Raw genomic sequence first — 22,628 nt, 5'->3', positions numbered from 1 at the left:
CCTCCTCAGTCTCTGGGGCGTGCCGCCCGGGGCTCGCCCTCGACGGGCACCGCGAGCGGCGCGAGGTGGTAGGACGCCAGGTCCGTGGCGGCGGTGGGCGCGCTGCCGGCACCGAAGGGTGAACCGCCGAGCGCCTCGCGTCCGTGCGGCGTGAGCCACCCGGACAGGTCGGGGCCGTCGGGGACGATCCCGCTCGGGTTGAGCTGGGAGTGCACCCGGTAGTAGTGGTGCTTGATGTGCTCGAAGTTCACGGTGTCGCCGAACCCGGGCGTCTGGAACAAGTCGCGGACGTATCCCCACAGGACCCTGTCCTCGGTGATCTTGTTGCGGTTGGTCTTGAAGTGCCCGTGGTAGACCGCGTCGAACCGGACCAGCGTCGTGAACAGGCGCACGTCGGCCTCGGTGATGTGGTCACCGACGAGGTAGCGGCGCTCGGACAGCCGGTCCGACAACCAGTCGAGCCGTTCGAAGAGGATCCCGAACGCCCTGTCGTACTTCTCCTGCGAGTCGGCGAACCCGGCCCGGTACACGCCGTTGTTGACGTCGAGGTAGACCTTCTCGGCGACGTCGTCGATCTCGTCGCGCCACGCCTCGGGGTAGAGGTCGGGGGCGCCCGGCCGGTGGTACGCGGTCCACTCGGTCGACAGGTCGAGCGTGATCTGGGGGTAGTCGTTGGTGACGAGCAGCCGCGAGGGGACGTCCACGAGCGCGGGCACGCTCACCCCGCCGTCGTCCTCGGGGTCGCGCGCGAGGTAGTGCTCGGCGAGGAAGTGCGACCCGAGCTCGGGGTCGACCCCGTCACGGTCGAGCGTGAAGCGCCACGACCGGGAGTCCTGGATCGGGTCGACGACGCCCAACGAGATCGCGTTCTCGAGCCCGAGCAGCCGGCGCACGATGATCGACCGGTGCGCCCACGGGCACGCGAGGCTCGCGACGAGCCGGTAGCGACCGGGCTCGACGGGCCACCGGCCCTGGTCGTCGCCCTGCCCGCCGGGTGCCGACGTGCTGTCCGCGGCGATGCGGTCGGTGAAGTGCGGGCCGCGGCGCTTCCAGCCGCGGGGGACGGGATTCGTTCCGGTGGTGTCGCTCATGGACCGAACCTACGCCGCGCCCCGGGGGACCGCAGCGACCCGGGTCACGGGGCGGGTGTGACGTCCGTCCGGACCGGTCGCAGACGCGACCCGACCACCCGGGACGTGCCGTCGTCGTGCACCTCGACGAGGACCGTCACGGTCTGCGTGACGGTCCACGCGGACAGGCGCGAGCCGGGTGGGACCGTCCCGAGCGTGCTGGTCGTCGGGGTGGGCGCCGTCCAGCCGCCCGTGAGCGTCACGGACTGCGTGCACTCGACGGACGCGAGGGCGAAGATCCCGTCGGTGGACGCGAGCCAGGCCGCGGCGGGGGCCTCGTAGGCGCACGAGCGGTCCTCGGTCCCGCTCTCGACGGACAGGTCGGCGACGGGGAATCCCTGGGTGTGCGCGGTCGCGAGCTGGTCGGCGTGGGTCACGTCGAGGGTCGCCGCGGCGGTGCCGGTACGCGCGTAGGCGAGCACGTCGTCGAGCGCGGCGTCCCCGCGGGCGCGCGTGCCGTCGTCGGGCTCGACGGCGGACCCTCCCACCAGCACGGGCTGCGGGAGGGCGACGGCCGGGTCGGTCGCGAGCTGGTAGGCCAGCAGCCACGGGGCGTCCGCGGACGCGCGGGTGAAGAGCGTGGTCTCGACGAACTCGCCGTCGGAGGCCGCCGGGTCGCCCTGCGCGCGCAGGGAGTAGAACCAGTCCGCGGTCCCGGCCTCCGGGGCCGCGAGCGTCCCGGGCACGGACGTGTGGGGCGCGACGGGGGCCGCTGCCTGCGCGGTCTGCGCGGCGAGGGCGAACGCCGACGACCGCAGGACGGGGCCCGTCTCGATGCTCGCGAGGGCGCCGGCGTCACGGGCCGCGTTCGCGGTGTTGCGCGTCGCGGTGAGCGAGGCGAAGACGGTCGTGGCCGCCGCGCGGTCGATCACGGGTCGGCGCACCTGGGCGGGGGCCGCGGCGACCTCGGTGCCCACGCACCCCGACAGGAGGCCGAGCGTGGCGAGCGCCCCGATCATGCCCGCGAGGGGACGGTGGGCGGGTCGGAGCACGGGCACGACGACGGGGACCTCACAGGACGGGGCGGGCGGGACGCCCTCATCCAACCGTGCGCGAGGCGCTCGGCCAAACTCGTCGCGCGTCGGTCCGGTGGGGGTTCGTGCTGCCGGGCCGGACGGGATCCCCCCACGAGACCACGAACGTGCGACCCGGCAGCACTGGTCCTCAGGCGGCGTCCCCCGAGCCCCTGAGGACGACGTGGGTCTGCGGGTCGAACCGGTAGCCGAGCCCGCGGACGGTCGAGATGACGTGCTGGAGGCCGAGCTTCTCGCGCAGCCGGCGCACGTGGACGTCGATGGTCCGGCTGCCGTCGCGCACCGCGTCGGCCCCCCAGACGGTCGACAGGAGCTCGCCCCGCGTCACGACGCGGTGCGCCGAGCGGTAGAGGTGCGTGAGGAGCTCGAACTCCTTGTGGGTGAGCCGCTGCTCGGAGCCGTCGACGGTCACGCGCCGGCTCGCCGGGTCGATCACGACCCGCGGGAACGGCGACAGGGCCGCGAGGCGGTCGCGGAACGCCTCGACGTCGCCGAGCGGCGCGAGGTCGGGCGCGGGGACGGGGACCTCGGCACGGCGCGCGGCACTGCGGCCCCGCGCCTTGCGGCGCCCCTCGTCGACGAGGTGCTCGTGCCGGTCGGTCGCGGGCTCCGACAGGGTCAGGGCCGTGTACGTCTCGGCATCGGGCAACCACTCACGGGCGAGCTCGCCGAGAGCCTCCGCGAGCTCGACGAGCTCGGCCTGCGGGTGCTCCCCGGTCGCGGCGTCGACCCCGACGTACAGGACGAACCCGGGGTGGGTGCGGCGGTGGGGTGCGTGCGGACGAGGGGTCTTCTGGGTCAGGGTGGACATGCGGCGCTCCGGGGGTCTTTCCGCTCGACGGCCGAGGCCGGAGCGGCGCCGACGACGGTCGGCAGGGTTGTCAGGGGGCTGAGCGAGTCAGGCCGGACAACAGACGCCGGAGGGCATGCTGACGCTCGGGCGCCGGTCGGCGCCTCGGGAGCTCAGCGAGGGGGTCATGTGGCGAGCATGGCAGCGACGCGCAGGGTCGCCAAGGGCAGGAGCCAAGAATCTCACAGGATGAGACGCAAAAATGAGACGGACGTGGCGCCGTCGGGCATCGTGGGTGCGGGGCGACGCGGCAGGCCGGCCGCCCCGCGCCCGGGGGGCGGGTCTCAGACCACGCCGTAGAGGCGGTCGCCCGCGTCACCCAGGCCGGGCACGATGTACGCGTTCTCGTCGAGGCGCTCGTCCACGGCGGCCACGACGAGCTGGACGTCGACCCGGTCGCCGACCGCCTTCTCGAGGACCTCGATGCCCTCGGGGGCGGCGAGCAGGCACACGGCCGTGACGTCCCGCGCACCGCGCTCGAACACGTAGTCGATCGCCGCGACGAGCGTCCCGCCGGTCGCGAGCATCGGGTCGAGCAGGAACACGTGGCGACCCGTCAGGTCGTCCGGGAGGCGGTTCGCGTACGTGACGGCCTCGAGGGTCTTCTCGTCGCGCTGCATCCCCAGGAAGCCGACCTCGGCCGTGGGCAGCAGGCGGGTCATGCCCTCGAGCATCCCCAGGCCCGCACGCAGGATGGGGACGACGAGCGGGCGCGGCTCGGCGATACGGACCCCGACCGTCGTGGTGACCGGGGTCTCGACCTCGTGAGGCTCGACCCGGACGTCCCGCGTCGCCTCGTAGGCCAGCAGGGTCACGAGCTCGTCCACCAGGAGGCGGAAGGTCGAGGAGGCGGTGTCCTTGTTGCGAAGGACGGTGAGCTTGTGGGCGACCAGCGGGTGGTCGGCGACGTGCAGGCGCATGGTTCGAGGGTACCGCCCGGTAGCCTCGGGAGCATGGTCCCCGACGACGTCGCCCCCGCCGCAGAACCCGGTCCCGTCGGGCTCGACCTGCCCTGGGCGGCCGGCACGTTCCCGCCCGACACCGTCGCGGCCCGCCGTGCCGTGTGGGACGAGCTCATGGGGCTCGCGCTGCACGAGGCGACCCACGCCCTGGCCACGGGAGACGTGCCCGTCGGGGCGCTCGTCGTCGGGCCCGACGGGCGGCTGCTCGGCCTCGGCCGCAACCGGCGCGAGGAGATCGGCGACCCCACCGCGCACGCCGAGGTGCTCGCGCTGCGCCAGGCCGCCGCGACGCTCGGCTCGTGGCGCCTCGAGGGGTGCACGCTCGTCGTGACGCTCGAGCCGTGCGCGATGTGCGCGGGTGCGACCACGCTCGCCCGCGTCGAGCGGCTCGTGCTCGGCGCGTGGGACCCCAAGGCCGGGGCGTGCGGGTCCGTGTGGGACATCGTGCGCGACCGTCGCAACCCGCACCGCGTCGAGGTGGTCGGCGGCATCCGTGACGTCGAGTGCGGCGACCTCCTCCGGGAGTTCTTCGAGACGCAGCGCTGAGGGCGGGCGCGCACAGCAGCCAGGCTGATGTTCACGTTGCCATCGTGACGGATGTTTACGTTGACATCGCCAGTTCGTCAACCTAGCCTGACCGGATCAGCCGCGGCGCCGCGGCCTTCCACGGTCGAGCGCCGCGGACACGCACGAGACGAACAGAGAGGTTCGCAGCATGCAACGTCGCATCATGCGGCTCGCGGTAGCACTGGTCACGATCGGGCTCACGACGTCGGTCGTCAGCCCGACGTCCGCCGCCCCCGGAGCGCCCCCGTCCCCCACGTCCACCACGGCCACGCCAGGAACGGTCTCGGTACTGACCGGTCCACAGCTGTCGGCGTCGTGGGACGCGCCGCTCAGTACGCGCGGTCGGTACGTCGTCGACGCCGACGGGGACCGGTTCAAGCTCAAGTCCGCCAACTGGGACGGCGCGCAGGGACACTGGAACGGCAGCGGCGACAGGAACGACCCCGCCAACCACAACAGCGGCATCAGCTACGACATCCCCATGGGCCTCGACCGCGTGCCGATGGCGACCCTCATGAGCGACTTCCACGGGCTCGGGCTCAACAGCATCCGACTGTCCTACTCGAACGAGATGCTCGGCATGACCGCGCCCGTGCCCGACGTCGCGGTGACGGCGAACCCGCAGCTGCGAGGCAAGACACCGCTGCAGGTCTTCGACGAGGTCGTCGAAGCGCTCACGGCCGACGGGTTCGCGGTCATCCTCAACAACCACACCACGACGTCGCGCTGGTGCTGCGGCGCCGACGACGGCAACTCGAAGCCGTACAGCAGCCAGACCATCGAGAAGTGGATCAGCGACTGGGTCATGCTCACCGAGCGCTACGAGGACAACCCCCGCGTCGTCGGGATGGACCTGCGCAACGAGGTGCGCCGAGACATCCTGGACGACCCCAACTGGGGCATGGGCGACAAGAACGACCTGTACAAGTCCTACCAGCAGGCCGGTGTCGCGATCCAGCGGGCCAACCCGGACGTGCTCGTGATCATGGAGGGCATCAACTGGCAGGGGATCCCGCTCGACGGCCTGTTCCACGACCGGCCGCACCTCAAGCCCGTCGCGAACCTCTCGAACACCCTCCCGTACCCGGACAAGCTCGTGTACGCGGCGCACATCTACGCCTACACCGGACCACAGCACACCGGCGCCACCGGGCTCGGCGAGACCCACGACGCGCGCTACCGAGACCTCAGCGCGAGCGAGCTCGCGGCCGAGGTGAAGAGGGCCGCCGCGTTCGTCAACACGGCGAACCAGCACTACACCGCCCCCGTGTGGTTCAGCGAGTTCGGCATCGGTTCCTCCGACGAGACGAGCGCCCTCGACAAGGCGTGGTGGGCGAACTTCACCGACATCCTCGTCGCCAACGACAGCGACTTCGCGGCCTGGCCCCTCGTGGCCCACGCCACCGACGACGGCACCTTCGTCGACAGCTACTCGCTCCTCGCCTACAAGACCGACGGCACCCGGCTCAGCATCGCCGACGACTGGCGCTACCCGCAGTGGACGAAGCTCGTGACCTCGGACGGCAAGACCGGGCAGGTCGCGCGCGCGGCGCGCTGGAACATGCTCGGCAGCGGCAGTCACTCGCCCGACACGAACGCCTCGGCTCTCATGAACACCCGGCCTGACTGGGACTCCGGCAGGTGGAAGGGGAGCTGCCCCGACTCCCAGCGGCTCGTCGGTGTCGCTCGGAGCACCAACCGAGCGCTCTGCACCGACAACCTGCAGCCCGCGCTGACCGACGTCCGCACGATCGTCAAGGACGAGTCGACCGTGCAGACGGACTGGGCGAGCGGGTACGACAAGCTGCAGTGCCCGGCCGGGCAGATGGCCGTGGGCTACAGCCTGACGATCGGGACGACCAACAAGTGGTCCACCTCGAAGCTCCTGTGCGGCCAGAGCGCGACGGCGCTCCCCGCGAGCCAGGGGCGTCTCGTGTGGTTCGACCAGGGGGACAACCGGCCGGTCGGGGGCGGCTCGACCGCGAGCGACTGGGCGCCCGGCAGGTACAAGGGCCAGTGCGCCGACGGCGAGTACGTCTCCGGAGTCGCCTTCACGTGGCGCTGGAACCACGGGGGCGTGCCTGACGCCCTCCTCTGCAAGCCGCTGAGGTGAGGGGATGACGAGGGGGCCGGGTTGCACGAGCGACCCGGCCCCCTCGTCGTCTCGTCGTCAGGTGAGCGGCGGCAGACGGACCTCGTGCAGCACCGTGCCGGCGAGGTCGCGCATGGTGAGCACGAGCTCGTCGGCCGACGCCGAGCCGTCGATCCACGCGGCGGCCTCGTCGGAGGTCGTCTCGGCATCCGGCCCGCCGCTGATGAGCTGCGCGTACGGGAACTCCTCGGTCGCGGGGAGCGAGGCCTGGTAGTGCGTGTGCCCCGACACGATCACCTGGGCCCCCCACTCGACGAGCGTGTCGTGCCACGCGTCGCGGCTCCTGCGGCTGAACCAGTCGTAGCCGTCGGCGTCGTAGTCGACGACGGTCTCGTCGATCCACCGCAGCGGGATGTGGCAGAAGACCACACGGTAGGGGGCGTCCGCGATCTCGGGACGCGCCGTGACCTCACGCAGCCACCGTGCCTGCTCGGCGCGCAGCGGCTCGAACGCGACGCGGCCCTCGAACGTCGGGTGGTCGTCGGGCTTGTCCTCGCCCGTGTGCAGCACGATGCACGCGACCGGCCCGACGCGGTACGCCGTGAACGGCCGCCCCTCCGGCGTGGCGACGAAGTCCTCGAGCTGGTACGCCCACGTGCCGCGCACGTCGTGGTTGCCCACGACGATCGCGAGAGGCCGGCCGTCGCTCACGTCCAGGCCCGCAGGGTTCAGGACGGTCGTGGCGAACTCCGCCGGGTCCGTCCAGTCGTTGCAGAGGTCGCCGTTCCAGACGAGCACGTCGACCTCGGGGGTCGCCTCGTGCAGCGCCCTCAGGGTGTCGTCGCGCTGGTGGGTGTCGTTCCACACCGCGAAGCGCGCGTCCTCGGACGCACCGTCGAGCGTGCGCACCGATTTCCAGGCGCTCTCGTGCCGAGGGGACGAGGCGTCGACGGCCTCGGTGACGGTCCTGACGCGCAGGGTCGAGCCGTGCGGCAGGCCGTCGACCCGCACGCGCAGCACCCGGGCCCCCTGGGGCACCATGCCGAACGCGTCGCCCGAGACGGTGCCGCGCGAGCCGTCGGCAGCCTCCCACTCGACCCAGCCACGGGACAGCCTGCTCACCCCCCAGACGACCTCGAACCCGTCGGGGCGTGGAGCCATCACGACGGGAGGGCTCGTCACGAGCGCGCCGGTCATCTGGGTCTCATGGGTGGTCGTGGTCGTCGCGGTCATCGCGCACCCCCGAGGGCGAGCACGAACCGGAAACGCAGGTCGTCGTCGAACCACATCGTGAAGTTCGTTCCCCAGACGTTGTTGTGCAGGTTCACATGGAGGCCTTTCTCCGGATCGGGGACGGTGTTGTCGAAGCGTAGGAGCGCGGGGCGACCGACCGCGACGAGCGCCGCGTCGAGCGGGCGCAGCGAGAACGTCCGCGCCGCGGTGTGCACGACCGCGTCGACCGCGTGCATGCTGCGGTTGCCGTTGCGCACGACCGACCGCGGGTCGACGGGCGTGCCGATCTTGGTCAGACGCCAGTCACCGGGCTCGGTGCGCGGACGGAAGCCCAGCCAGCTCGCCTCGGGGAGACGGGAGGCGTCCTTGCCGCGGAGGTCGAGGGTGACCGCGATCGGTCCCGGGGCGTCCGGGAAGCGGTAGCTCAGCCGGATGGCCCGTGGCCCTCCCCAGGTCTCGCACGCGACGTCGGGCAGTGCGAGCCGCAGGGACAGGACCGTGTCGGTCCCGTCGGTCCGGCGCTCTGCGGCCACGAGGCGGGGCGCGAAGGTCGTGGCCGGGAGACGATCGGCGATCGCGAGACCGGGCTTCGACTGGTCCGGCACCGCCCAGCAGGCGTTCTCGTCGAGGTCACGGCAGTACTCGCTCATCCAGCGGGCCTCGTCGCGCTCGTCGAACGTCTCGTAGCGGTAGGCGCCGAGAGGATGCTCGGGCCCTGCCCACTGCGTGCCGTCGGCGTCGACCAACGAGACGAGCGCGCCGTCGTCGCCGACGCGCACGCGGTAGGCGCCGACCTGCAGCTCACCGTCGAGGACGACGGGAGTCCCCGTCGTCCCTGCGCCGCTGGCAGGACGGGTCTCGGCGATCGCCGCCTCGGCCTCGGCGCGGAGACCGGGGGAGAGCGCCGCGAGCGCGCGGTCGACGTGGGAACGCTGCTCGGCCCAGGAACGCTCGAACGCCGCGTACCCGAGGCCCTGAGCGCTTGGGTGCTCGGTGTGCGCCCAGGCGTACTCGTCGAACGCCGCAGGGTTCGCCGCCGGGTCGACGACGTCGGCCGCGCGGGCGCGCTCGAAGTCGGTCTTCTCGTAGTTCACGTAGTCGGGGAGGTAGGTCTTGAGGTCCTCGCCCCACGTGTGCTCGGGCACGAGCAGCAGACCGTCGCTGAAGGCGTCGCACTCGACCGTTCCGGGCACGAGCGCGCCGGAGGCGACCCACTCGGTGCGCAGGCGCAGCAGCGCCCGCAACCGTGCGGTCTGCACCGGGTCGCTCGCGACGCCGTGGATCCAGGAGTCGCCGATCTCCTGCTCGAGCACGGGCAGGCTCGTCCGTGCGGCGACCGCCTCCCGGCTGAACGCGTCGAGCGTCGACGCGATCACCCGAGCACCTGGGTGCGCGGCCTGGAGGTCGGCGAACAGCGCCTCGACCTCGTCGACGGGCGGGGGACCGAAGTTGTCTCCCGTGTGCGCGAGGTGCAGGGCGTGCGTGCCCCCGGGCACCACGGCCACGCCGAGCTCGGTCGCCCCGTAGCTCTGCGCGTAGTTGACGACCACCTCGCTGCCGTCGGGGGCGCGCCAGACGAAGAACTCGGGAACCTCGGGCACGGCCGAGGCGCCGTTGACGCCGAGGTGCAGGAAGTCGAGCCCCGCCCGGGCCAGGAAGGGCACGAGCCCGATCGTGTGACCCGGGACGTCCGTCATCTTCGCCGCCCGCGTCCGGTGGTCGAAGCGCGCGTCGAGCGAGCGGCCGATCCCGATGCCGTGCTCGACGAGGCCGGCGTCCATGAGCTCGGTGTGGGTGGTCATCGGCAGCCCGTGCCAGGTCACCTGACCGGCTCGGATCGCTCGTTCCAGGGCCGCGCGTTCCGTGGGGTCGCCGAGGCGGAGCGCCTCGTGGATCAGCCAGGAACCCGTGGTCCACACGAACCGAGCCGGGCCACCCCGGCGTTCGAGCTCCTCGGCCAGCGCGATGGCGCGCGGCAGGTACTCGTGGACGTACCGGTCGGTGACGTTCGCGGCGGTGTCGGTGAACCCCAGGTCGAGGTGTGTCTTGAAGACGACATGGACGGTGGTGATCATGAGTGCATCCAGACGGCGGTGTCGGAGGGGAGGGGGCGGTCGAGGGCTCGGCGCCGACGCGCTCGCTGGGCGAGGCGTGCCGGGCGCGCGGGGTGGGCCGCCGCCTGCCCCACGTCGTCGGTCCGCGGACGCGCTCCCGGGTGCGCCCGCCCAGGCCTCGTGACCGGGTCCTCAGGGTCTGTCGCCAGCATTCGTTACTCCTTCGTGACGTGCGGTAGCTCCAGGCTGTTTGCGTAAACATCATCGTTGCTTATATCGTGCTGGGAACGCAAACACCCACGAAGGAGTGCGGTCGCGAATGTCGAAGAAGTCATCAGTTCACGAGGCGGGCAGCAGGCCGCGCATCGCTGTCGAGCACCCATCGGTCGAGCCGTCGGCCGGCGGGGCGCCCGCGGTCCTCGCGCGAGTCCCCGCGACGGGAACCGCGTCACCCCCTCGGCGCCGCATCCGCCGCGACTGGGCGGGCTGGTGGTTCGTCGGGCCGTTCATGCTCGTCTTCGCGCTCGTCTTCCTCGCGCCGTTGTTCTACGCGATCTACCTCAGCCTCTTCCGCGAGACGCTCATGGGCGGCAACTCCTTCGTCGGAGTGGCGAACTACGCGCAGGCCTTGGCCGACCCGAAGTTCTGGGGGGCCATGGCAAGGGTCGCGACCTTCCTCCTCGTGCAGGTCCCGATCATGCTCCTGCTGGCTCTGTTCGCGGCTCTCGCGCTCGACAGCGCGCGCCTGCGATGGGTGCCGTTCTACCGGCTGTCGATCTTCCTGCCCTACGCCGTCCCCGGGGTCGTCGCGGTCATGATCTGGGGGTACATGTACGGCTCGCAGTTCGGCCTCGTCGCCGACCTGAACCACTTCTTCGGGGTGGAGCTGCCGTCACCGCTGGCCTCGAACCTGATCCTGGTCTCGATCGGCAACATCGTGACGTGGGAGTTCGTGGGCTACAACATGCTCATCTTCTTCTCCGCGCTGAAGTCGGTGCCCCAGGAGCTCTACGAGGCCGCCGAGATCGACGGCGCCGGGACGTTCCGCACGATCTTCTCGATCAAGCTCCCGTCGATCCGGGGGGCGCTGGTCATCGCCACGGTCTTCTCGGTGATCGGCAGCTTCCAGCTCTTCAACGAGCCGTCGATCCTGCAGACCCTCGCGCCGAACTCGATCCCGTCGTACTACACGCCGAACCTCTATGCCTTCAACCTGTCGTTCGCCGGCTCGCAGTTCAACTACGCGGCAGCGATCGCCATCATCTCGGGAGTCATCACCATGGTAGTGGCCTACCTCGTCCAGCTCGGCGGCGAGAAGAAGGGGGCCGGGGCGTGAGCGCCGTCGGCACCGGACGCCGGTCGGTCCGCACGCCGAGCCGTCTCGCGAGCGGTCGCCTGCCGGGGGGCGCGGCGCGCGGCGCGCGAGCGAAGCCGCGACACAAGCGACCCTCCCTCCTGCTCGGCCTCCTCATGACGCTGATGATGCTCTACTGCCTCGTACCGCTGTGGTGGCTCGTGGTGAACTCGACGAAGACGATGGACTCGCTCTACAGCTCCTTCGCGTTCTGGTTCAGCGGCGAGTTCTCGCTCTTCCAGAACGTCGCCGACACGTTCACGTACCAGGACGGCATCTTCCTGCGCTGGCTCACGAACACGCTGTTCTATGTCGTCGTCGGCGCCGGGGGAGCAACTCTGCTCGCCACCCTCGCGGGGTACGGGCTGGCGAAGTACAAGTTCCCTGGCCGCAAGTGGGTCTTCGCGATCATCCTGGGCGCGATGGCCATCCCCGGCACGGCGCTCGCGGTCCCGCAGTTCCTGCTCTTCAGCGGACTCGGACTGACGAACACGCCCTGGTCGGTGATCATCCCGGCGATGGTGAGCGCGTTCGGCCTCTATCTCGTCTGGGTGTACGCCCGCGACGCGATCCCCGACGAGCTGCTCGAGGCGGCACGCCTCGACGGCGCCGGAGAGATCCGCATCTTCTTCGTGATCGCGTTGCGGCAGCTCGCGCCGGCACTGATCACGGTGCTCATGTTCGCGGTCGTCGCGACGTGGAACAACTACTTCCTGCCGCTCATCATGCTGAGCGACGCGCAGTGGTACCCGCTCCCGGTCGGACTGGCGCAGTGGTCGGCGCAGTCGAGCTCGATCGGGGGCCAGGCCATCCCTCATCTCGTCATCACGGGATCGCTGCTGACCGTCATCCCCATCTCGGCGGCCTTCCTCTACCTGCAGCGCTACTGGCAGTCAGGGCTGACCGCCGGGAGCGTCAAGTAGTCCGGTTCATCCGGTACCAGAGATCGAACACCAACCGCAAAGGAACTACCTCGATGAAGAGAATCTCCACTCGCCGGTGGGGGCGCCTCGGTGCCGTCGTCGGCACCGGTGCCCTGCTCGCCGGCGTGCTCGCGGGCTGCGGCAGCGGGACCGCCGGGACCGACAGCGGCTCGACCGACACGGACGCGGCGCTCAAGGAAGACGTCACGCTCACGTGGTGGACCTGGTCGGACGACACGCAGGTGATCGCGGACGGCATCTCGAAGGAGTACCCGAACGTCACGTTCGACGTCGTCAAGCTCGAGAACCCGGACGCCGTGGTCACCAAGCTGCAGAACGCGATCAAGGCGGGCAAGGGCGCGCCCGACCTCGTGCCGGTCGAGTACCAGACCCTGCCGCAGCTGACCCTCGGCAAGGCGCTCGCCGACCTGAACGGCTACGGCCTCGAGACCTACCAGGACGCGTTCACGGCCTCGACGTGGAACGCCGTGAACGTGCAGGACAAGCTCGTCGCGCTGCCCATGGACTCCGGCCCGATGGTCATGATCTACAACAAGGACATGTACGACAAGGCGGGCGTGACCGAGGCCCCGGCGACCTGGGACGAGTTCGCGGCGGCGTCGCAGGCGATCCACGCAGCGGACCCCGAGGCCTACATCGCGAACAGCGGTGACGCGGGCTTCTTCACCAGCATGATCTGGGCGTCGGGCGGGCAGCCGTTCCGGACCGACGGCGAGAACGTCACGATCGACCTGCAGGACGACGGCACGAAGAAGTTCGCGGACTTCTGGGGCGAGCGGCTCACCGCCGGAGAGCTCTCCGGCCTCTCGACCTGGTCGGACGAGTGGTCCAAGGCGCTGACCCAGGACAAGCTGGGCACGCTCTTCATGGGCTCCTGGATGATCAGCGGGATGGACGACTACGGCCCCGCGGGCAAGTGGCGCGTCGCCCCGATGCCGACGTGGGACGGCGAGCCGGCCTCCGCGGAGAACGGTGGCAGCGGCCTCGCGGTCACGGAGCAGAGTGCGAACAAGGCGGCCGCAGCGGGCGTCCTCAAGTACCTCGCCGAGGGTGACGGGCGTGCGCTGCTGAACTCGACGGGCTTCCCGTCGACCGTCGCGGACCTCGCCGACCCCGAGTTCCTCGACCACCCGTTCGAGCCGTACGCGGGCCAGCCCGCCAACCAGGTCGGTGCGGCATCTGCGGCCTCGGTCGTCGCCGACTGGCAGTACCTGCCGTACCAGGGGTACGCCAACAACGTCTTCGGCGACTCGGTCGGCAAGGCGCTCGGATCGAACGGTGACCTGAACGCAGCGCTCCTCGAGTGGCAGGACACGCTCGTCGCGTTCGGCAACGAGCAGGGCTTCAGCGTCAACAAGTAGCAGCCTCGCACCAACCCGCGGGGCAGCCGCCGTCACGGTGGCCGCCCCGCGGACCATCCCACGACCTACAGGACGATGCATGCCCAGCTTCGCCGTCGGCGAGACCGACTTCCTTCTCGACGCCGCGCCCTTCCGGATCCTCTCGGGTGCCCTGCACTACTTCCGCGTGCACCAGGACCAGTGGAGCGACCGGATCCGCAAGGCGCGTCTCATGGGACTCAACACGATCGAGACGTACGTGCCGTGGAACGAGCACGCGCCGGTACGGGGCGAGTTCCGGACCGACGGCCTGCTGGACCTGGGCCGCTTCCTCGACCTCGTGCACGCCGAGGGCATGCGCGCCATCGTGCGTCCGGGTCCGTACATCTGCGCCGAGTGGCACGACGGCGGGCTCCCCGGGTGGCTCGTCGCAGACCCGACGATCAAGCTGCGTTCGAGCGATCCGGCGTACCTCGAGGCCATCGCCGAGTACCTCGAAGAGGTCTACGCGATCGTCCGGCCGCGCCAGATCCAGCACGGCGGACCTGTCGTCCTCGTGCAGATCGAGAACGAGTACGGCGCGTACGGCGCCGACCGGGAGTACCTGCGGCGTCTGACGTCGATGACCCGCGACCTCGGGATCGACGTGCCGCTGACCACGGTCGACCAGCCGAGCGACGAGATGCTCGCCAACGGCAGCCTCGACGAGCTGCACCGGACCGCCTCGTTCGGTTCGCGGGCGACCGAGCGGCTCGCCACCCTGCGCCGGCACCAGCCCACGGGGCCGTTGATGTGCTCGGAGTTCTGGTGCGGTTGGTTCGACAGCTGGGGCGAGATCCACCACACGTCGTCCGCCGAGGAGTCGGCACGCGAGCTCGACGAGATGCTCGCGGCGGGGGCCTCCGTGAACGTCTACATGTTCCACGGCGGCACGAACTTCGGGTTCACGAACGGCGCCAACGACAAGGGCACCTATCGGCCCATCGTGACCTCGTACGACTACGACGCGCCGCTCGCCGAGGACGGCACCCCGACCGAGAAGTACTGGCGTCTTCGCGAGGTGATCGCGAGGTACGCGCCCGTGCCCGAGGAGCGTCCCGAGGTCCGGCGCGATGCTCCGGTGCTCGGTGTCCGCTTCGACCAGAGCGCGCCGCTGCGGTCGGTCCCGGTGATCGACGCGCAGCCGTTCGACCACCTTCCCGACGCGACCGAGCTCGGCTCGACCCGGGGCTTCACCTGCTACTCGACGACGGTCGAGCACGGGGGGCTCCTCACGTTCTCCGAGGTGCGGGACCGTGCCCAGGTCTTCCTCGACGGCGCGCTCGTCGGGACGCTCGACCGTGAGCTCCACGAGCGGATGCTGCCTCTGCCGAGCCGTGCCAGCGGCGAGCTCACCGTCCTCGTCGAGAATCTCGGCGGCGTGAACTACGGGCCACGGCTCGGCGAGGCGAAGGGCCTGATCGGTCCGGTCACCCTCGACGGCGTGGAGATCACCACCTGGGTCGCAGGGGGCGTGCGTCTCGAGGATCTCGAGCCGATCCGGGACGCGCTGTCGCGCGCCGACGACGGAGGGGACGTCGTCATCGGCGCGCCGAGCCCGGCGGTCTGCGGACCCGCGTTCGCCCGCGGTTCGTTCGTGCTGGACGAGGCCGCCGACCTCCACCTCGACCTGCGAGGTTGGGGAAAGGGCGTCCTGTGGGTGAACGGCGTCAACCTGGGCCGCTACTGGAGCCGGGGTCCGCAGCGCACCTCGTACGTGCCTGCGCCCGTGACCAGGGCCGGGGAGAACGAGGTGCTGGTCTTCGAGACGATCGGTGCCGCGTCGGCCACCGCGCAGTTCGTCGCGCGTCCCGAGCTGGGACCGACCGAGGCATGACCCTCTCGGTGCTAGGCGCGGCGCACGGGGCCGGTGCTCTCGCGGACGACGAGCCGGGTCGGGATCAGGATCTTCTGCGTCTCGCTCGGTTCGCCGTCGATGATCGAGAGCAGGAGCCTCGTCGCGTGCCGGCCCACGGCGTCGAAGTTCTGGTGCACGGTGGTGAGCGCCGGCCAGTACGACGCCGCGTCGTCGGTGTCGTCGAAGCCGACCACGCTGACGTCGGCAGGAACGCTCCAGCCGTGCTCGTGGATCGCGTGCATCGCGCCGAGCGCCATCTGGTCGTTGGCGGCGAACACCGCGGTCGGTGGCTGCGCGGAGGCGAGGAGCTCGCGCGTGAGCGCGAGCCCCGAGCTCGCCGTCCAGTCACCGACGAGGACCGGGTGGGCGGGGAGCCCGGCGTCGAACATGATCTGGCGGTAGGCCGCGGCTCGGCGCTTGGCCGAGAAGGAGGTCGAGGGGCCGGAGATGTGCACGATGTCGCGGTGCCCGAGGTCGAGCAGGTGCTGCAGCGCGATCTGGGCGCCCTGCTCCTGGTCGGTGTCGACGATCGTGTAGGGAAGGTTGGCGTCGGAGTCGACGATCACCAGGGGCAGGCCGGCCGTGAGCTTGAGCTCGTCGAGCGAGTCGATCTTGGCCGACATCACGAGGATGATGCCGTCGACGGCCTGCTCCTCGAGCCGGCTGAAGGCGCCCGCGACGTCGATCTGCGTCGGATCCTTGACCGGCAGCAGCGTGGTCGTGTACCCGGCGGCCTCGGAGGCCTCGGCGATGGCGTTGAGCGTGCGCTCGGTGCCGAGCGTGGCGAGGTTGAAGGTGACGAACCCGATGCTGCGGAACCGGCCCGACTTCAGGTTGCGTGCCGCGCTGTTGGGCCGGTATCCGAGGGCCCGCATCGACGCCTGCACCCGCTCACGGGTCGCCGGTCTGACGTTCGTCTGTCCGTTCGCGACGCGCGAGACGGTCTGCGCGGAGACACCGGCATGCTTCGCGACGTCGTTGATCGAGGCGCGGGGCCGGGCAGGAGAGTCGGCTCCGGACGGTGTGTTCGATGAGGGCCTCATGATGACGCAAACACTAGCGGATCCCGCTCGCTCCGTCCCGTGCGGTATCGAGACGGGCGCCGACCGCACCACCCACCCACGGAAAGGTCCCCGATGACCACCCAGCAACCACTCCTCGGCCTGATCCTGCGCTCCGGTGGAGTCATGCTCGCGCTGGACCTCGCAGACGGCGCCCTGCCCTCGATCGTGCACTGGGGTGCAGACCCGGGGCCGCTCGACGAGGAAGCCTTCGACGCGCTGTGGCAGACCGCGGTCCTGCCCGTCGGTGCGAGCGAGGTCGACGTCCCGGTGCGGATCGCGATCCTGCCGGAGCACGCGCGCGGTTGGATGGGCACCCCAGGAGTCAGCGGGTCCCGGGCGGGCGCGGCCTGGTCGCCGCTCTGGCGCACGACGTCGGCGCTGCTCGACGGGCGCGAGCTGCTCGCACCGACGGCTCCTCGTCTCGTCGAGCAGGGGAGTGGTGCGCTCGTCGTGAACGCCGTCGACGACGCCGCCGAGCTGAGACTGACCCTCACCGTCGAGCTGTCGGTCGCGGGGGTCGCGCGCCTGCGCGCCGAGGTCGAGAACACGGGGGACAGCCCCTACCAGCTCGACCAGGTCCTGCTCAGCATGCCCACCCCGCCCGTGGCGAGCGAGATCCTCGACCTGGCCGGTCGGTGGGGCGGCGAACGTGCACCGCAACGCAGCACGGTGACGGTCGGGACCCATCGTCGAGAAGGTCGACGCGGTCGTACCGGGCTCGACGCGGCGACCGTGCTCTCGGTCGGCACGCCCGGGTTCGGCTTCGGTCACGGTGAGGTCTGGGGGGTGCACACCGGGTGGTCCGGCAACCACGTCCACCAGGTCGAGCGGGTCCTGAGCGGCGAACAGCTGATCGGTGGCGGCGAGCTGCTGCTGCCCGGAGAGGTGCGCCTCGCCCGGGGGGAGCGGTACACGAGCCCGTGGGTCTACGGCATCTACGGAGCCGGCCTGGACGACGCCGCGCGGCGCATGCACCGGCACCTGCGCGCCCGCCCGCAGCACCCTCGCACGCCCCGCCCCGTCACGCTCAACGTGTGGGAGGCCGTCTACTTCGACCACGACGTCGACACCCTGCGAGACCTCGCCGATCGTGCGGCAGAGCTCGGCGTCGAGCGATTCGTGCTCGACGACGGCTGGTTCGGAGGCCGGCGCAACGACCGTGCCGGTCTGGGCGACTGGTTCGTCTCGCCGGACGTCTGGCCCGAGGGGCTGCACCCGCTCGTCGATCACGTGCGAGGGCTGGGCCTGCAGTTCGGGCTGTGGTTCGAGCCCGAGATGATCAACGTCGACTCCGAGCTCGCGCGCGCACACCCGGAGTGGATCATGGCGACGGGCGGACGCCTGCCCGTCGAGTCACGCCACCAGCAGGTCCTCGACCTCGGGATCCCCGAGTGCTACGCCCACGTCCGTGACGCCATGTGCGCGATCCTCGACGAGTACGACATCGCGTACATCAAGTGGGACCACAACCGCGACCTGGTCGACGCGGGATCGGGACCCGACGGCCGCCCTGGCGTGCACGAGCAGACGCTCGCCTTCTACCGGCTCGTCGACGAGCTGAGGTCGCGCTACCCGGGTCTCGAGATCGAGTCGTGCTCCTCGGGGGGCGGCCGGGTCGACCTCGGTGTCCTCGAACGCACCGACCGCGTCTGGGCGTCCGACGACAACGACCCCCTCGAGCGCCAGCAGATCAACCGGTGGACGGGTCAGCTCGTGCCGCCCGAGATGATCGGGGCGCACGTCGCGTCGGGCGCCTCGCACACGACCGGGCGGGTCCAGTCCCTGTCGTTCCGCGCGATCACCGCCCTGTTCGGGCATCTCGGCGTGGAGTGGGACCTGCGAGCGGCGAGCGCCGCGGAGAGTGCCGAGCTCGCCGGGTGGATCGCCTTCTACAAGGAGCACCGTGCGCTGCTGCACGGTGGTGAGGTCGTGCGCCTCGACCACCCGGACACCTCGCTCACCCTCCACGGCGTCGTGGCCCCGGACGGGGCGGAGGCGGTGTACTCGTACGTGTCCCTCACGCGTGCCGCGGTGGCGAGCCCAGGACGTGTCCGGCTCCCCGGGCTCGAGCGTGGCGGGACCTACCGCGTCGAGCCAGTTCTCGTCGGAGGCCTCCCCGACGGTGCCGACCCGGCGCCGTGGTGGGCGGGCGGGGCGGTCACGCTGAGCGGGGCGGTCCTCGCCACGGTCGGCGTGGTCATGCCCGCGCTCCGGCCCGAGCAGGCCGTCCTGATCCGCGCGCGGCGCGTCGCCGACGCTGCCGGTGACGTCGCCGACGCTGCCGGTGAAGACATGCCGGGGTCGGCAGGGTGACCGGGTCCGTCGTCCTCGTGGTCCTCGGGGCCGCGCTGCTGCACGGCACCTGGAACGCGATCGCCAAGGCCATCCCCGCCCGGCTGGTCTCCTCGACCTTGATCGCGCTCGTGTACCTCGTCGTCGGAGGGATCGGCTGCCTGGTCCTGCCGCTCCCCGAGTCGTCCGCGTGGCCCTACCTGCTGGTGTCGGCCGCCGTCCAGACGCTCTACCTGCTGCTGCTCACGGCGGCGTACGCGACGTCGGACTTCGGTAGCGCGTACCCCCTCACCCGCGGAATCGCCGTGCTCGGCGTCACTCTCGTCTCGACGCTGTTCCTCGGGGAGCGGATGACGGCGGCGCAGCTCGGCGGGGTCGCGGTGGTCGCGCTGGCGCTGCTCACGCTGGCCTGGGCGCCGAAGGGGCGCGCGAGCACGACGGGCACGCTCATCTCGGTCGTGGTCGGCGTCACCATCACGGCGTACTCGGTGCTCGACGGCGTCGGGGTACGCCTCTCGGGGGAGCCGCTCAGCTATGCGGCGTGGCTGTTCCTGCTCCAGGGGGTCTCGATCCCCGTCGTCTGCCTGGTGCTGGCCAGGGACAAGCGCGAGTTCGCCCGGGGACTGCGCGCGCACGCCCCGATGGGTGCACTCGGTGGCGTCCTCTCGCTCGCGGCCTACACGATCGTCGTCTGGGCGCAGTCGATCGCGCCGCTCGCGGTCGTCTCTGCGCTGCGTGAGACAGGCGTCCTCGCCGCAGGTGCGATCGGCTATTTCGTGTTCCGCGAACCGTTGAGCGTGCGGCGCGTCACGGCGACGATCTGCGCCGTCGCGGGGATCGTGGCGATCCGCCTCGGGGCGTGAGGGCTCGGACGCCCTCGTCCGCCGGCGACATCAGAGCCTGTCCGCGAGCTCCTCGAGCGTCTCGGAGACACCGGCTTCGAGCTTGATCGTGGCCAGCGGGTCTCCCCGGGTCGCGCCGCGGTTGACGATGACGACGGGCTTGTCGGTCTTCACGGCGTGCTTGACGAACCGGAGCCCGCTCAGGACGGTCAGCGACGAGCCGGCGACGAGCAGCGCGTCGGCGGCGTCGACCATGGCGTAGGCCCGCTCGACCCGCTCTCGTGGCACGTTCTCGCCGAAGTACACGATCTCCGGCTTGAGCATGCCGCCGCAGAACTCGCACGCGGCGGGCACGAAGTGGGCGGTCGACTCGATCACGGCGTCGGCGTCGGGCGCGGTCTCGACGTCGTCGAGGTCGCCGATGCTGTCGAGGAAGTGCGGGTTGAGCTCGGTGAGCCGGTCGGCCAGGTGCTCGCGCGAGATGACGCGTGCGCAGGACAGGCAGATCACGCGGTCGTAGCGGCCGTGGAGGTCGATGACGTTGCGAGAGCCCGCGTCCTCGTGGAGCAGGTCGACGTTCTGCGTGATGATCCCTTCGAGGACGCCGCGCTCCTCGAGCCGGACCAGGGCCTTGTGCCCGGCGTTGGGGTGCGTGCGGTGCACGCGCTGCCAGCCCACGTGGTTGCGCGCCCAGTAGTGGCGGCGGAACGCCTCGTCCCCGACGAACTGCTGGTAGGTCATGGGGTTGCGGGGCGGAGAGTCGGGCCCGCGGTAGTCGGGGATGCCGGAGTCGGTCGAGATGCCCGCGCCCGTCAGCGCGGTGAGCCGCTTGCCGCGCAGCAGGTGGACGACGTCGTCGATCGTGGGGCTGGTCGCTGGGGTCGCGGGGGTCTGCGGGGGCACGATCCGAGCGTACGACGGCCGCGGGAGGGGTTCCACAAGGAACGGTGTGAGGTGCGGCGTCCCGGGCAGGAGGTGGCGCGGGAGGCGTCACGGGAGCTCGCGACGAGCCGGAGCGGACACCCGACAAACCGAGGAAAAGCACCGAGTAGGACGCCCGTCCAGGGGGCAAATCGGGGCGTTCGACCCAACACGCCCTCGTATTGGTTAAGACCCTTGGCAAAGGGTTCTTTCGGGTCTACTGTGCGAGGCGTCCGAACAAAGTTCCGGGCGTGCCCGGAGGAGAGCAACGAGGCCCTCACATGCAAGACACACCCAGACGCCGGCTCGCGCCGGTGGCGATCGCCGCAGCCGCGGTGCTCGCCGCTTCCGTCGTGGTGGCACCGGCAACCCAGGCCGCCGCGACCCAGTCCGTCGCTTCTGCCAAGCCCGCCACCACCTCGTCGTCCGCAGGCCCTGACGACATCAACGGCTACCGCAGCGTCGGCTACTTCATGGCCGACGGCCCGATCACGCGTGACTTCCACGTCGCGAACCTCGTGTCGACCGGGGCGATCAAGGACCTGACCCACCTCAACTACGCGTTCGGCAACGTCACGACCGACCTCGTGTGCGACATCAACCAGGTGCCCGGAGAGGGCGACGCGCAGAACGACTTCCTGCGCCTCGTCCCGGCCAAGCAGTCCGTGGACGGGAAGGCCGACAAGGCCGGCCAGGCGCTCGCGGGCAACTTCAACCAGCTCCGCAAGCTCAAGGCCGTCAGCCCCGACACCAAGATCCTCGTGTCGCTCGGCGGCTGGACCTGGTCGGACAACTTCTCCGAGGCCGCGTCCACGGCCGAGGGGCGGACGAAGCTCGTGAGCTCGTGCCTCGACATCTACATCCGGGGCAACCTGCCGCAGATCGGCGACAAGGGGGGCCCGGGAGCTGCGGCCGGCATCTTCGACGGCATCGACATCGACTGGGAGTGGCCGGTCACCGGGGGCGAGACGGCGAACGCCCGCCCCGAGGACAAGGAGAACTTCCTGCTCCTCATGGAGGAGTTCCGCACCTCGCTCGACGCGCTGGGCGCCCAGAACGGTCAGGACTACCTGCTGACGGGCTTCGCCCCCGCGGGTGGCTGGAACGCCGGCCAGGGCGGATGGCTTGACCCGCGGCTCTTCGCGGTCGTCGACTTCCTCAACGTCCAGGGCTACGACTTCCACGGCGGCTGGGTCCCCAACAAGACGGGCCACCAGGGCAACCTGCACCCGGACGGCACCGAGAACTGGGGCCTGGGCCTCGACGGCGCCATGGGCATGTACGTCAACGCGGGCGCGGACCCGCAGCAGCTCAACGCGGGCCTCGCGGCCTACGGCCACGGCTGGTACGGCGTCGCGGACGGCAGCGCGGGCTGGAAGCCTGCCGCGGGCTACATCGGCACCAAGACGTACGCCGAGCTGCGCACGGTCGGCAAGGCGTACTTCGACCCGACGATCGGCGCCTCGTGGCGCTACGACGGCGACCAGTGGTGGAGCTACGACGACAAGGCGTCCGTGAACGCGAAGGCCGAGTGGCTCGCGGTCCAGGGCTACGGCGGCGCCATGTGGTGGGACCTCACGGGCGACTACAAGAACGAGCTCGGTTCGACCCTCGGTGCGACGCTGCGCGCGTCGACCCCCGGCCCGCAGGTCGGCGCGCAGTGCGCCGCCCCCTGGTACGGCTCGGGCGTGTACACGTCGGGTGACGTCGTCTCGCACGACGGCGCCGAGTACAAGGCCAAGTGGTGGACGCGTGGCACGGCCCCGGCCGCGACCTCGGGCAGCCCGTGGCAGAAGATCGGTCCGTGCGGCACGGCCCCCGTGGTCGAGGTCGTCAAGTGCGCCCCGGCGTTCTCGCTCGAGGCCACGTACTCGGGCGGCGCGGTCGTCTCGCGTGCGGGCGTGAACCACACGGCCCAGTGGTGGACCCGTGGCGAGGTGCCCGGGAGCGACGTCTGGGGTGCGTGGGACGCCGGTCGGCCCTGCTCGGCCTGATCTGCGTGAAGGTCCCGGGTCGGTCCGGGACGGCCAGGGGCGCCGCACCGTCGGATGC

General features: G+C 71.1%; 17 protein-coding genes. 9 read left to right on the top strand and 8 right to left on the bottom strand.

Features of this window, described 5'->3' with window-relative positions; translation table 11 throughout:
• Nucleotides 1–5: 5 nt before the first annotated feature.
• The 4 genes from H9640_RS05600 to upp form a co-directional block, all read right to left on the bottom strand.
• Nucleotides 6–1,091: a glutathione S-transferase family protein gene (locus H9640_RS05600; protein ID WP_191789702.1), complete on the bottom strand. Its 1,086-nt coding sequence runs from the start codon at nucleotides 1,089–1,091 to the stop codon at nucleotides 6–8.
• Nucleotides 1,092–1,135: 44 nt separating this feature from the next.
• Entirely contained in the window at nucleotides 1,136–2,128 is a 993-nt protein-coding gene (locus tag H9640_RS05595; RefSeq protein WP_191789701.1) for a hypothetical protein, read from the bottom strand.
• A 166-nt stretch (nucleotides 2,129–2,294) separates the two neighbouring features.
• Nucleotides 2,295–2,975 (bottom strand): winged helix-turn-helix domain-containing protein, encoded by a 681-nt coding sequence (locus H9640_RS19580; RefSeq protein WP_318243667.1) that lies wholly within the window; start codon nucleotides 2,973–2,975, stop codon nucleotides 2,295–2,297.
• Nucleotides 2,976–3,298: 323 nt separating this feature from the next.
• The gene (gene upp / locus H9640_RS05585; protein ID WP_191789700.1) at nucleotides 3,299–3,934 is read right to left on the bottom strand and encodes a uracil phosphoribosyltransferase; all 636 of its coding nucleotides are present in this window, start codon (nucleotides 3,932–3,934) and stop codon (nucleotides 3,299–3,301) included.
• A 156-nt stretch (nucleotides 3,935–4,090) separates the two neighbouring features.
• Here upp and H9640_RS05580 point away from each other — a divergent pair, with 156 nt between their 5' ends.
• Both H9640_RS05580 and H9640_RS05575 read left to right on the top strand, forming a co-directional pair.
• The gene (locus H9640_RS05580) at nucleotides 4,091–4,522 is read left to right on the top strand and encodes a nucleoside deaminase (RefSeq protein ID WP_191789777.1); all 432 of its coding nucleotides are present in this window, start codon (nucleotides 4,091–4,093) and stop codon (nucleotides 4,520–4,522) included.
• Between the two features lie 169 nt (nucleotides 4,523–4,691).
• Nucleotides 4,692–6,656 (top strand): glycoside hydrolase family 5 protein, encoded by a 1,965-nt coding sequence (locus H9640_RS05575; protein ID WP_191789699.1) that lies wholly within the window; start codon nucleotides 4,692–4,694, stop codon nucleotides 6,654–6,656.
• Nucleotides 6,657–6,713: 57 nt separating this feature from the next.
• Here H9640_RS05575 and H9640_RS05570 read toward each other — a convergent pair whose 3' ends face one another.
• The gene (locus H9640_RS05570; RefSeq protein ID WP_191789698.1) at nucleotides 6,714–7,868 is read right to left on the bottom strand and encodes a metallophosphoesterase family protein; all 1,155 of its coding nucleotides are present in this window, start codon (nucleotides 7,866–7,868) and stop codon (nucleotides 6,714–6,716) included.
• Nucleotides 7,865–9,943, bottom strand: a complete 2,079-nt coding sequence (locus H9640_RS05565) for a DUF5054 domain-containing protein (RefSeq protein ID WP_191789697.1) — start codon at nucleotides 9,941–9,943, stop codon at nucleotides 7,865–7,867. The genes H9640_RS05570 and H9640_RS05565 overlap by 4 nt, the downstream gene beginning before the upstream one ends.
• Before the next feature lie 298 nt (nucleotides 9,944–10,241).
• Between H9640_RS05565 and H9640_RS05560 the strand changes: the two genes are divergently transcribed.
• The 4 genes from H9640_RS05560 (at nucleotide 10,242) to H9640_RS05545 (ending at nucleotide 15,436) form a co-directional block, all read left to right on the top strand.
• Entirely contained in the window at nucleotides 10,242–11,258 is a 1,017-nt protein-coding gene (locus tag H9640_RS05560) for a carbohydrate ABC transporter permease (RefSeq protein ID WP_191789696.1), read from the top strand.
• A gap of 134 nt (nucleotides 11,259–11,392) precedes the next feature.
• On the top strand, nucleotides 11,393–12,199 hold the full coding sequence (locus tag H9640_RS05555; RefSeq protein ID WP_191789776.1) for a carbohydrate ABC transporter permease: 807 nt from the start codon (nucleotides 11,393–11,395) through the stop codon (nucleotides 12,197–12,199).
• Nucleotides 12,200–12,252: 53 nt separating this feature from the next.
• Entirely contained in the window at nucleotides 12,253–13,581 is a 1,329-nt protein-coding gene (locus tag H9640_RS05550) for an extracellular solute-binding protein (protein ID WP_191789695.1), read from the top strand.
• Between the two features lie 79 nt (nucleotides 13,582–13,660).
• Nucleotides 13,661–15,436, top strand: coding sequence for a glycoside hydrolase family 35 protein (locus tag H9640_RS05545; RefSeq protein ID WP_191789694.1), 1,776 nt, complete (start codon nucleotides 13,661–13,663; stop codon nucleotides 15,434–15,436).
• Nucleotides 15,437–15,447: 11 nt separating this feature from the next.
• On the opposite strand, the gene H9640_RS05540 is transcribed toward H9640_RS05545, so the two are convergent.
• Nucleotides 15,448–16,500: a LacI family DNA-binding transcriptional regulator gene (locus H9640_RS05540; RefSeq protein WP_191789693.1), complete on the bottom strand. Its 1,053-nt coding sequence runs from the start codon at nucleotides 16,498–16,500 to the stop codon at nucleotides 15,448–15,450.
• A gap of 93 nt (nucleotides 16,501–16,593) precedes the next feature.
• Between H9640_RS05540 and H9640_RS05535 the strand changes: the two genes are divergently transcribed.
• Together H9640_RS05535 and H9640_RS05530 are read left to right on the top strand one after the other, a co-directional pair.
• On the top strand, nucleotides 16,594–18,834 hold the full coding sequence (locus tag H9640_RS05535; protein WP_191789692.1) for an alpha-galactosidase: 2,241 nt from the start codon (nucleotides 16,594–16,596) through the stop codon (nucleotides 18,832–18,834).
• A complete protein-coding gene (locus H9640_RS05530) occupies nucleotides 18,831–19,676 on the top strand; it encodes an EamA family transporter (RefSeq protein ID WP_318243666.1) in 846 nt (281 codons plus the stop codon). Before H9640_RS05535 ends, H9640_RS05530 begins: the two co-directional genes overlap by 4 nt.
• Nucleotides 19,677–19,706: 30 nt before the next feature.
• On the opposite strand, the gene H9640_RS05525 is transcribed toward H9640_RS05530, so the two are convergent.
• Nucleotides 19,707–20,558 (bottom strand): NAD-dependent protein deacetylase, encoded by an 852-nt coding sequence (locus tag H9640_RS05525; protein WP_307824243.1) that lies wholly within the window; start codon nucleotides 20,556–20,558, stop codon nucleotides 19,707–19,709.
• 299 nt (nucleotides 20,559–20,857) lie between these two features.
• Here H9640_RS05525 and H9640_RS05520 point away from each other — a divergent pair, with 299 nt between their 5' ends.
• Nucleotides 20,858–22,570: a glycosyl hydrolase family 18 protein gene (locus H9640_RS05520; RefSeq protein WP_191789691.1), complete on the top strand. Its 1,713-nt coding sequence runs from the start codon at nucleotides 20,858–20,860 to the stop codon at nucleotides 22,568–22,570.
• The last annotated feature ends 58 nt before the right edge of the window (nucleotides 22,571–22,628 follow it).

It is taken from the genome of Oerskovia gallyi (assembly GCF_014836745.1).
In the GTDB taxonomy this organism is placed as follows: domain Bacteria; phylum Actinomycetota; class Actinomycetes; order Actinomycetales; family Cellulomonadaceae; genus Oerskovia; species Oerskovia paurometabola.
Note: the sequence above shows the minus strand (reverse complement) of the source record. Positions and strands in the feature narration are given on the sequence as shown.

Excerpts from the sequence above, each read along its gene's own strand:
- H9640_RS05600 (WP_191789702.1), bottom strand. The coding sequence starts at position 1,091 with ATGAGCGACACCACCGGAACGAATCCCGTCCCCCGCGGCTGGAAGCGC.
- H9640_RS19580 (WP_318243667.1), bottom strand. The coding sequence starts at position 2,975 with ATGTCCACCCTGACCCAGAAGACCCCTCGTCCGCACGCACCCCACCGC.
- upp (WP_191789700.1), bottom strand. The coding sequence starts at position 3,934 with ATGCGCCTGCACGTCGCCGACCACCCGCTGGTCGCCCACAAGCTCACC.
- H9640_RS05580 (WP_191789777.1), top strand. The coding sequence starts at position 4,091 with ATGGGGCTCGCGCTGCACGAGGCGACCCACGCCCTGGCCACGGGAGAC.
- H9640_RS05575 (WP_191789699.1), top strand. The coding sequence starts at position 4,692 with ATGCAACGTCGCATCATGCGGCTCGCGGTAGCACTGGTCACGATCGGG.
- H9640_RS05570 (WP_191789698.1), bottom strand. The coding sequence starts at position 7,868 with ATGACCGCGACGACCACGACCACCCATGAGACCCAGATGACCGGCGCG.
- H9640_RS05565 (WP_191789697.1), bottom strand. The coding sequence starts at position 9,943 with ATGATCACCACCGTCCATGTCGTCTTCAAGACACACCTCGACCTGGGG.
- H9640_RS05560 (WP_191789696.1), top strand. The coding sequence starts at position 10,242 with ATGTCGAAGAAGTCATCAGTTCACGAGGCGGGCAGCAGGCCGCGCATC.
- H9640_RS05555 (WP_191789776.1), top strand. The coding sequence starts at position 11,393 with ATGACGCTGATGATGCTCTACTGCCTCGTACCGCTGTGGTGGCTCGTG.
- H9640_RS05550 (WP_191789695.1), top strand. The coding sequence starts at position 12,253 with ATGAAGAGAATCTCCACTCGCCGGTGGGGGCGCCTCGGTGCCGTCGTC.
- H9640_RS05545 (WP_191789694.1), top strand. The coding sequence starts at position 13,661 with ATGCCCAGCTTCGCCGTCGGCGAGACCGACTTCCTTCTCGACGCCGCG.
- H9640_RS05540 (WP_191789693.1), bottom strand. The coding sequence starts at position 16,500 with ATGAGGCCCTCATCGAACACACCGTCCGGAGCCGACTCTCCTGCCCGG.
- H9640_RS05535 (WP_191789692.1), top strand. The coding sequence starts at position 16,594 with ATGACCACCCAGCAACCACTCCTCGGCCTGATCCTGCGCTCCGGTGGA.
- H9640_RS05520 (WP_191789691.1), top strand. The coding sequence starts at position 20,858 with ATGCAAGACACACCCAGACGCCGGCTCGCGCCGGTGGCGATCGCCGCA.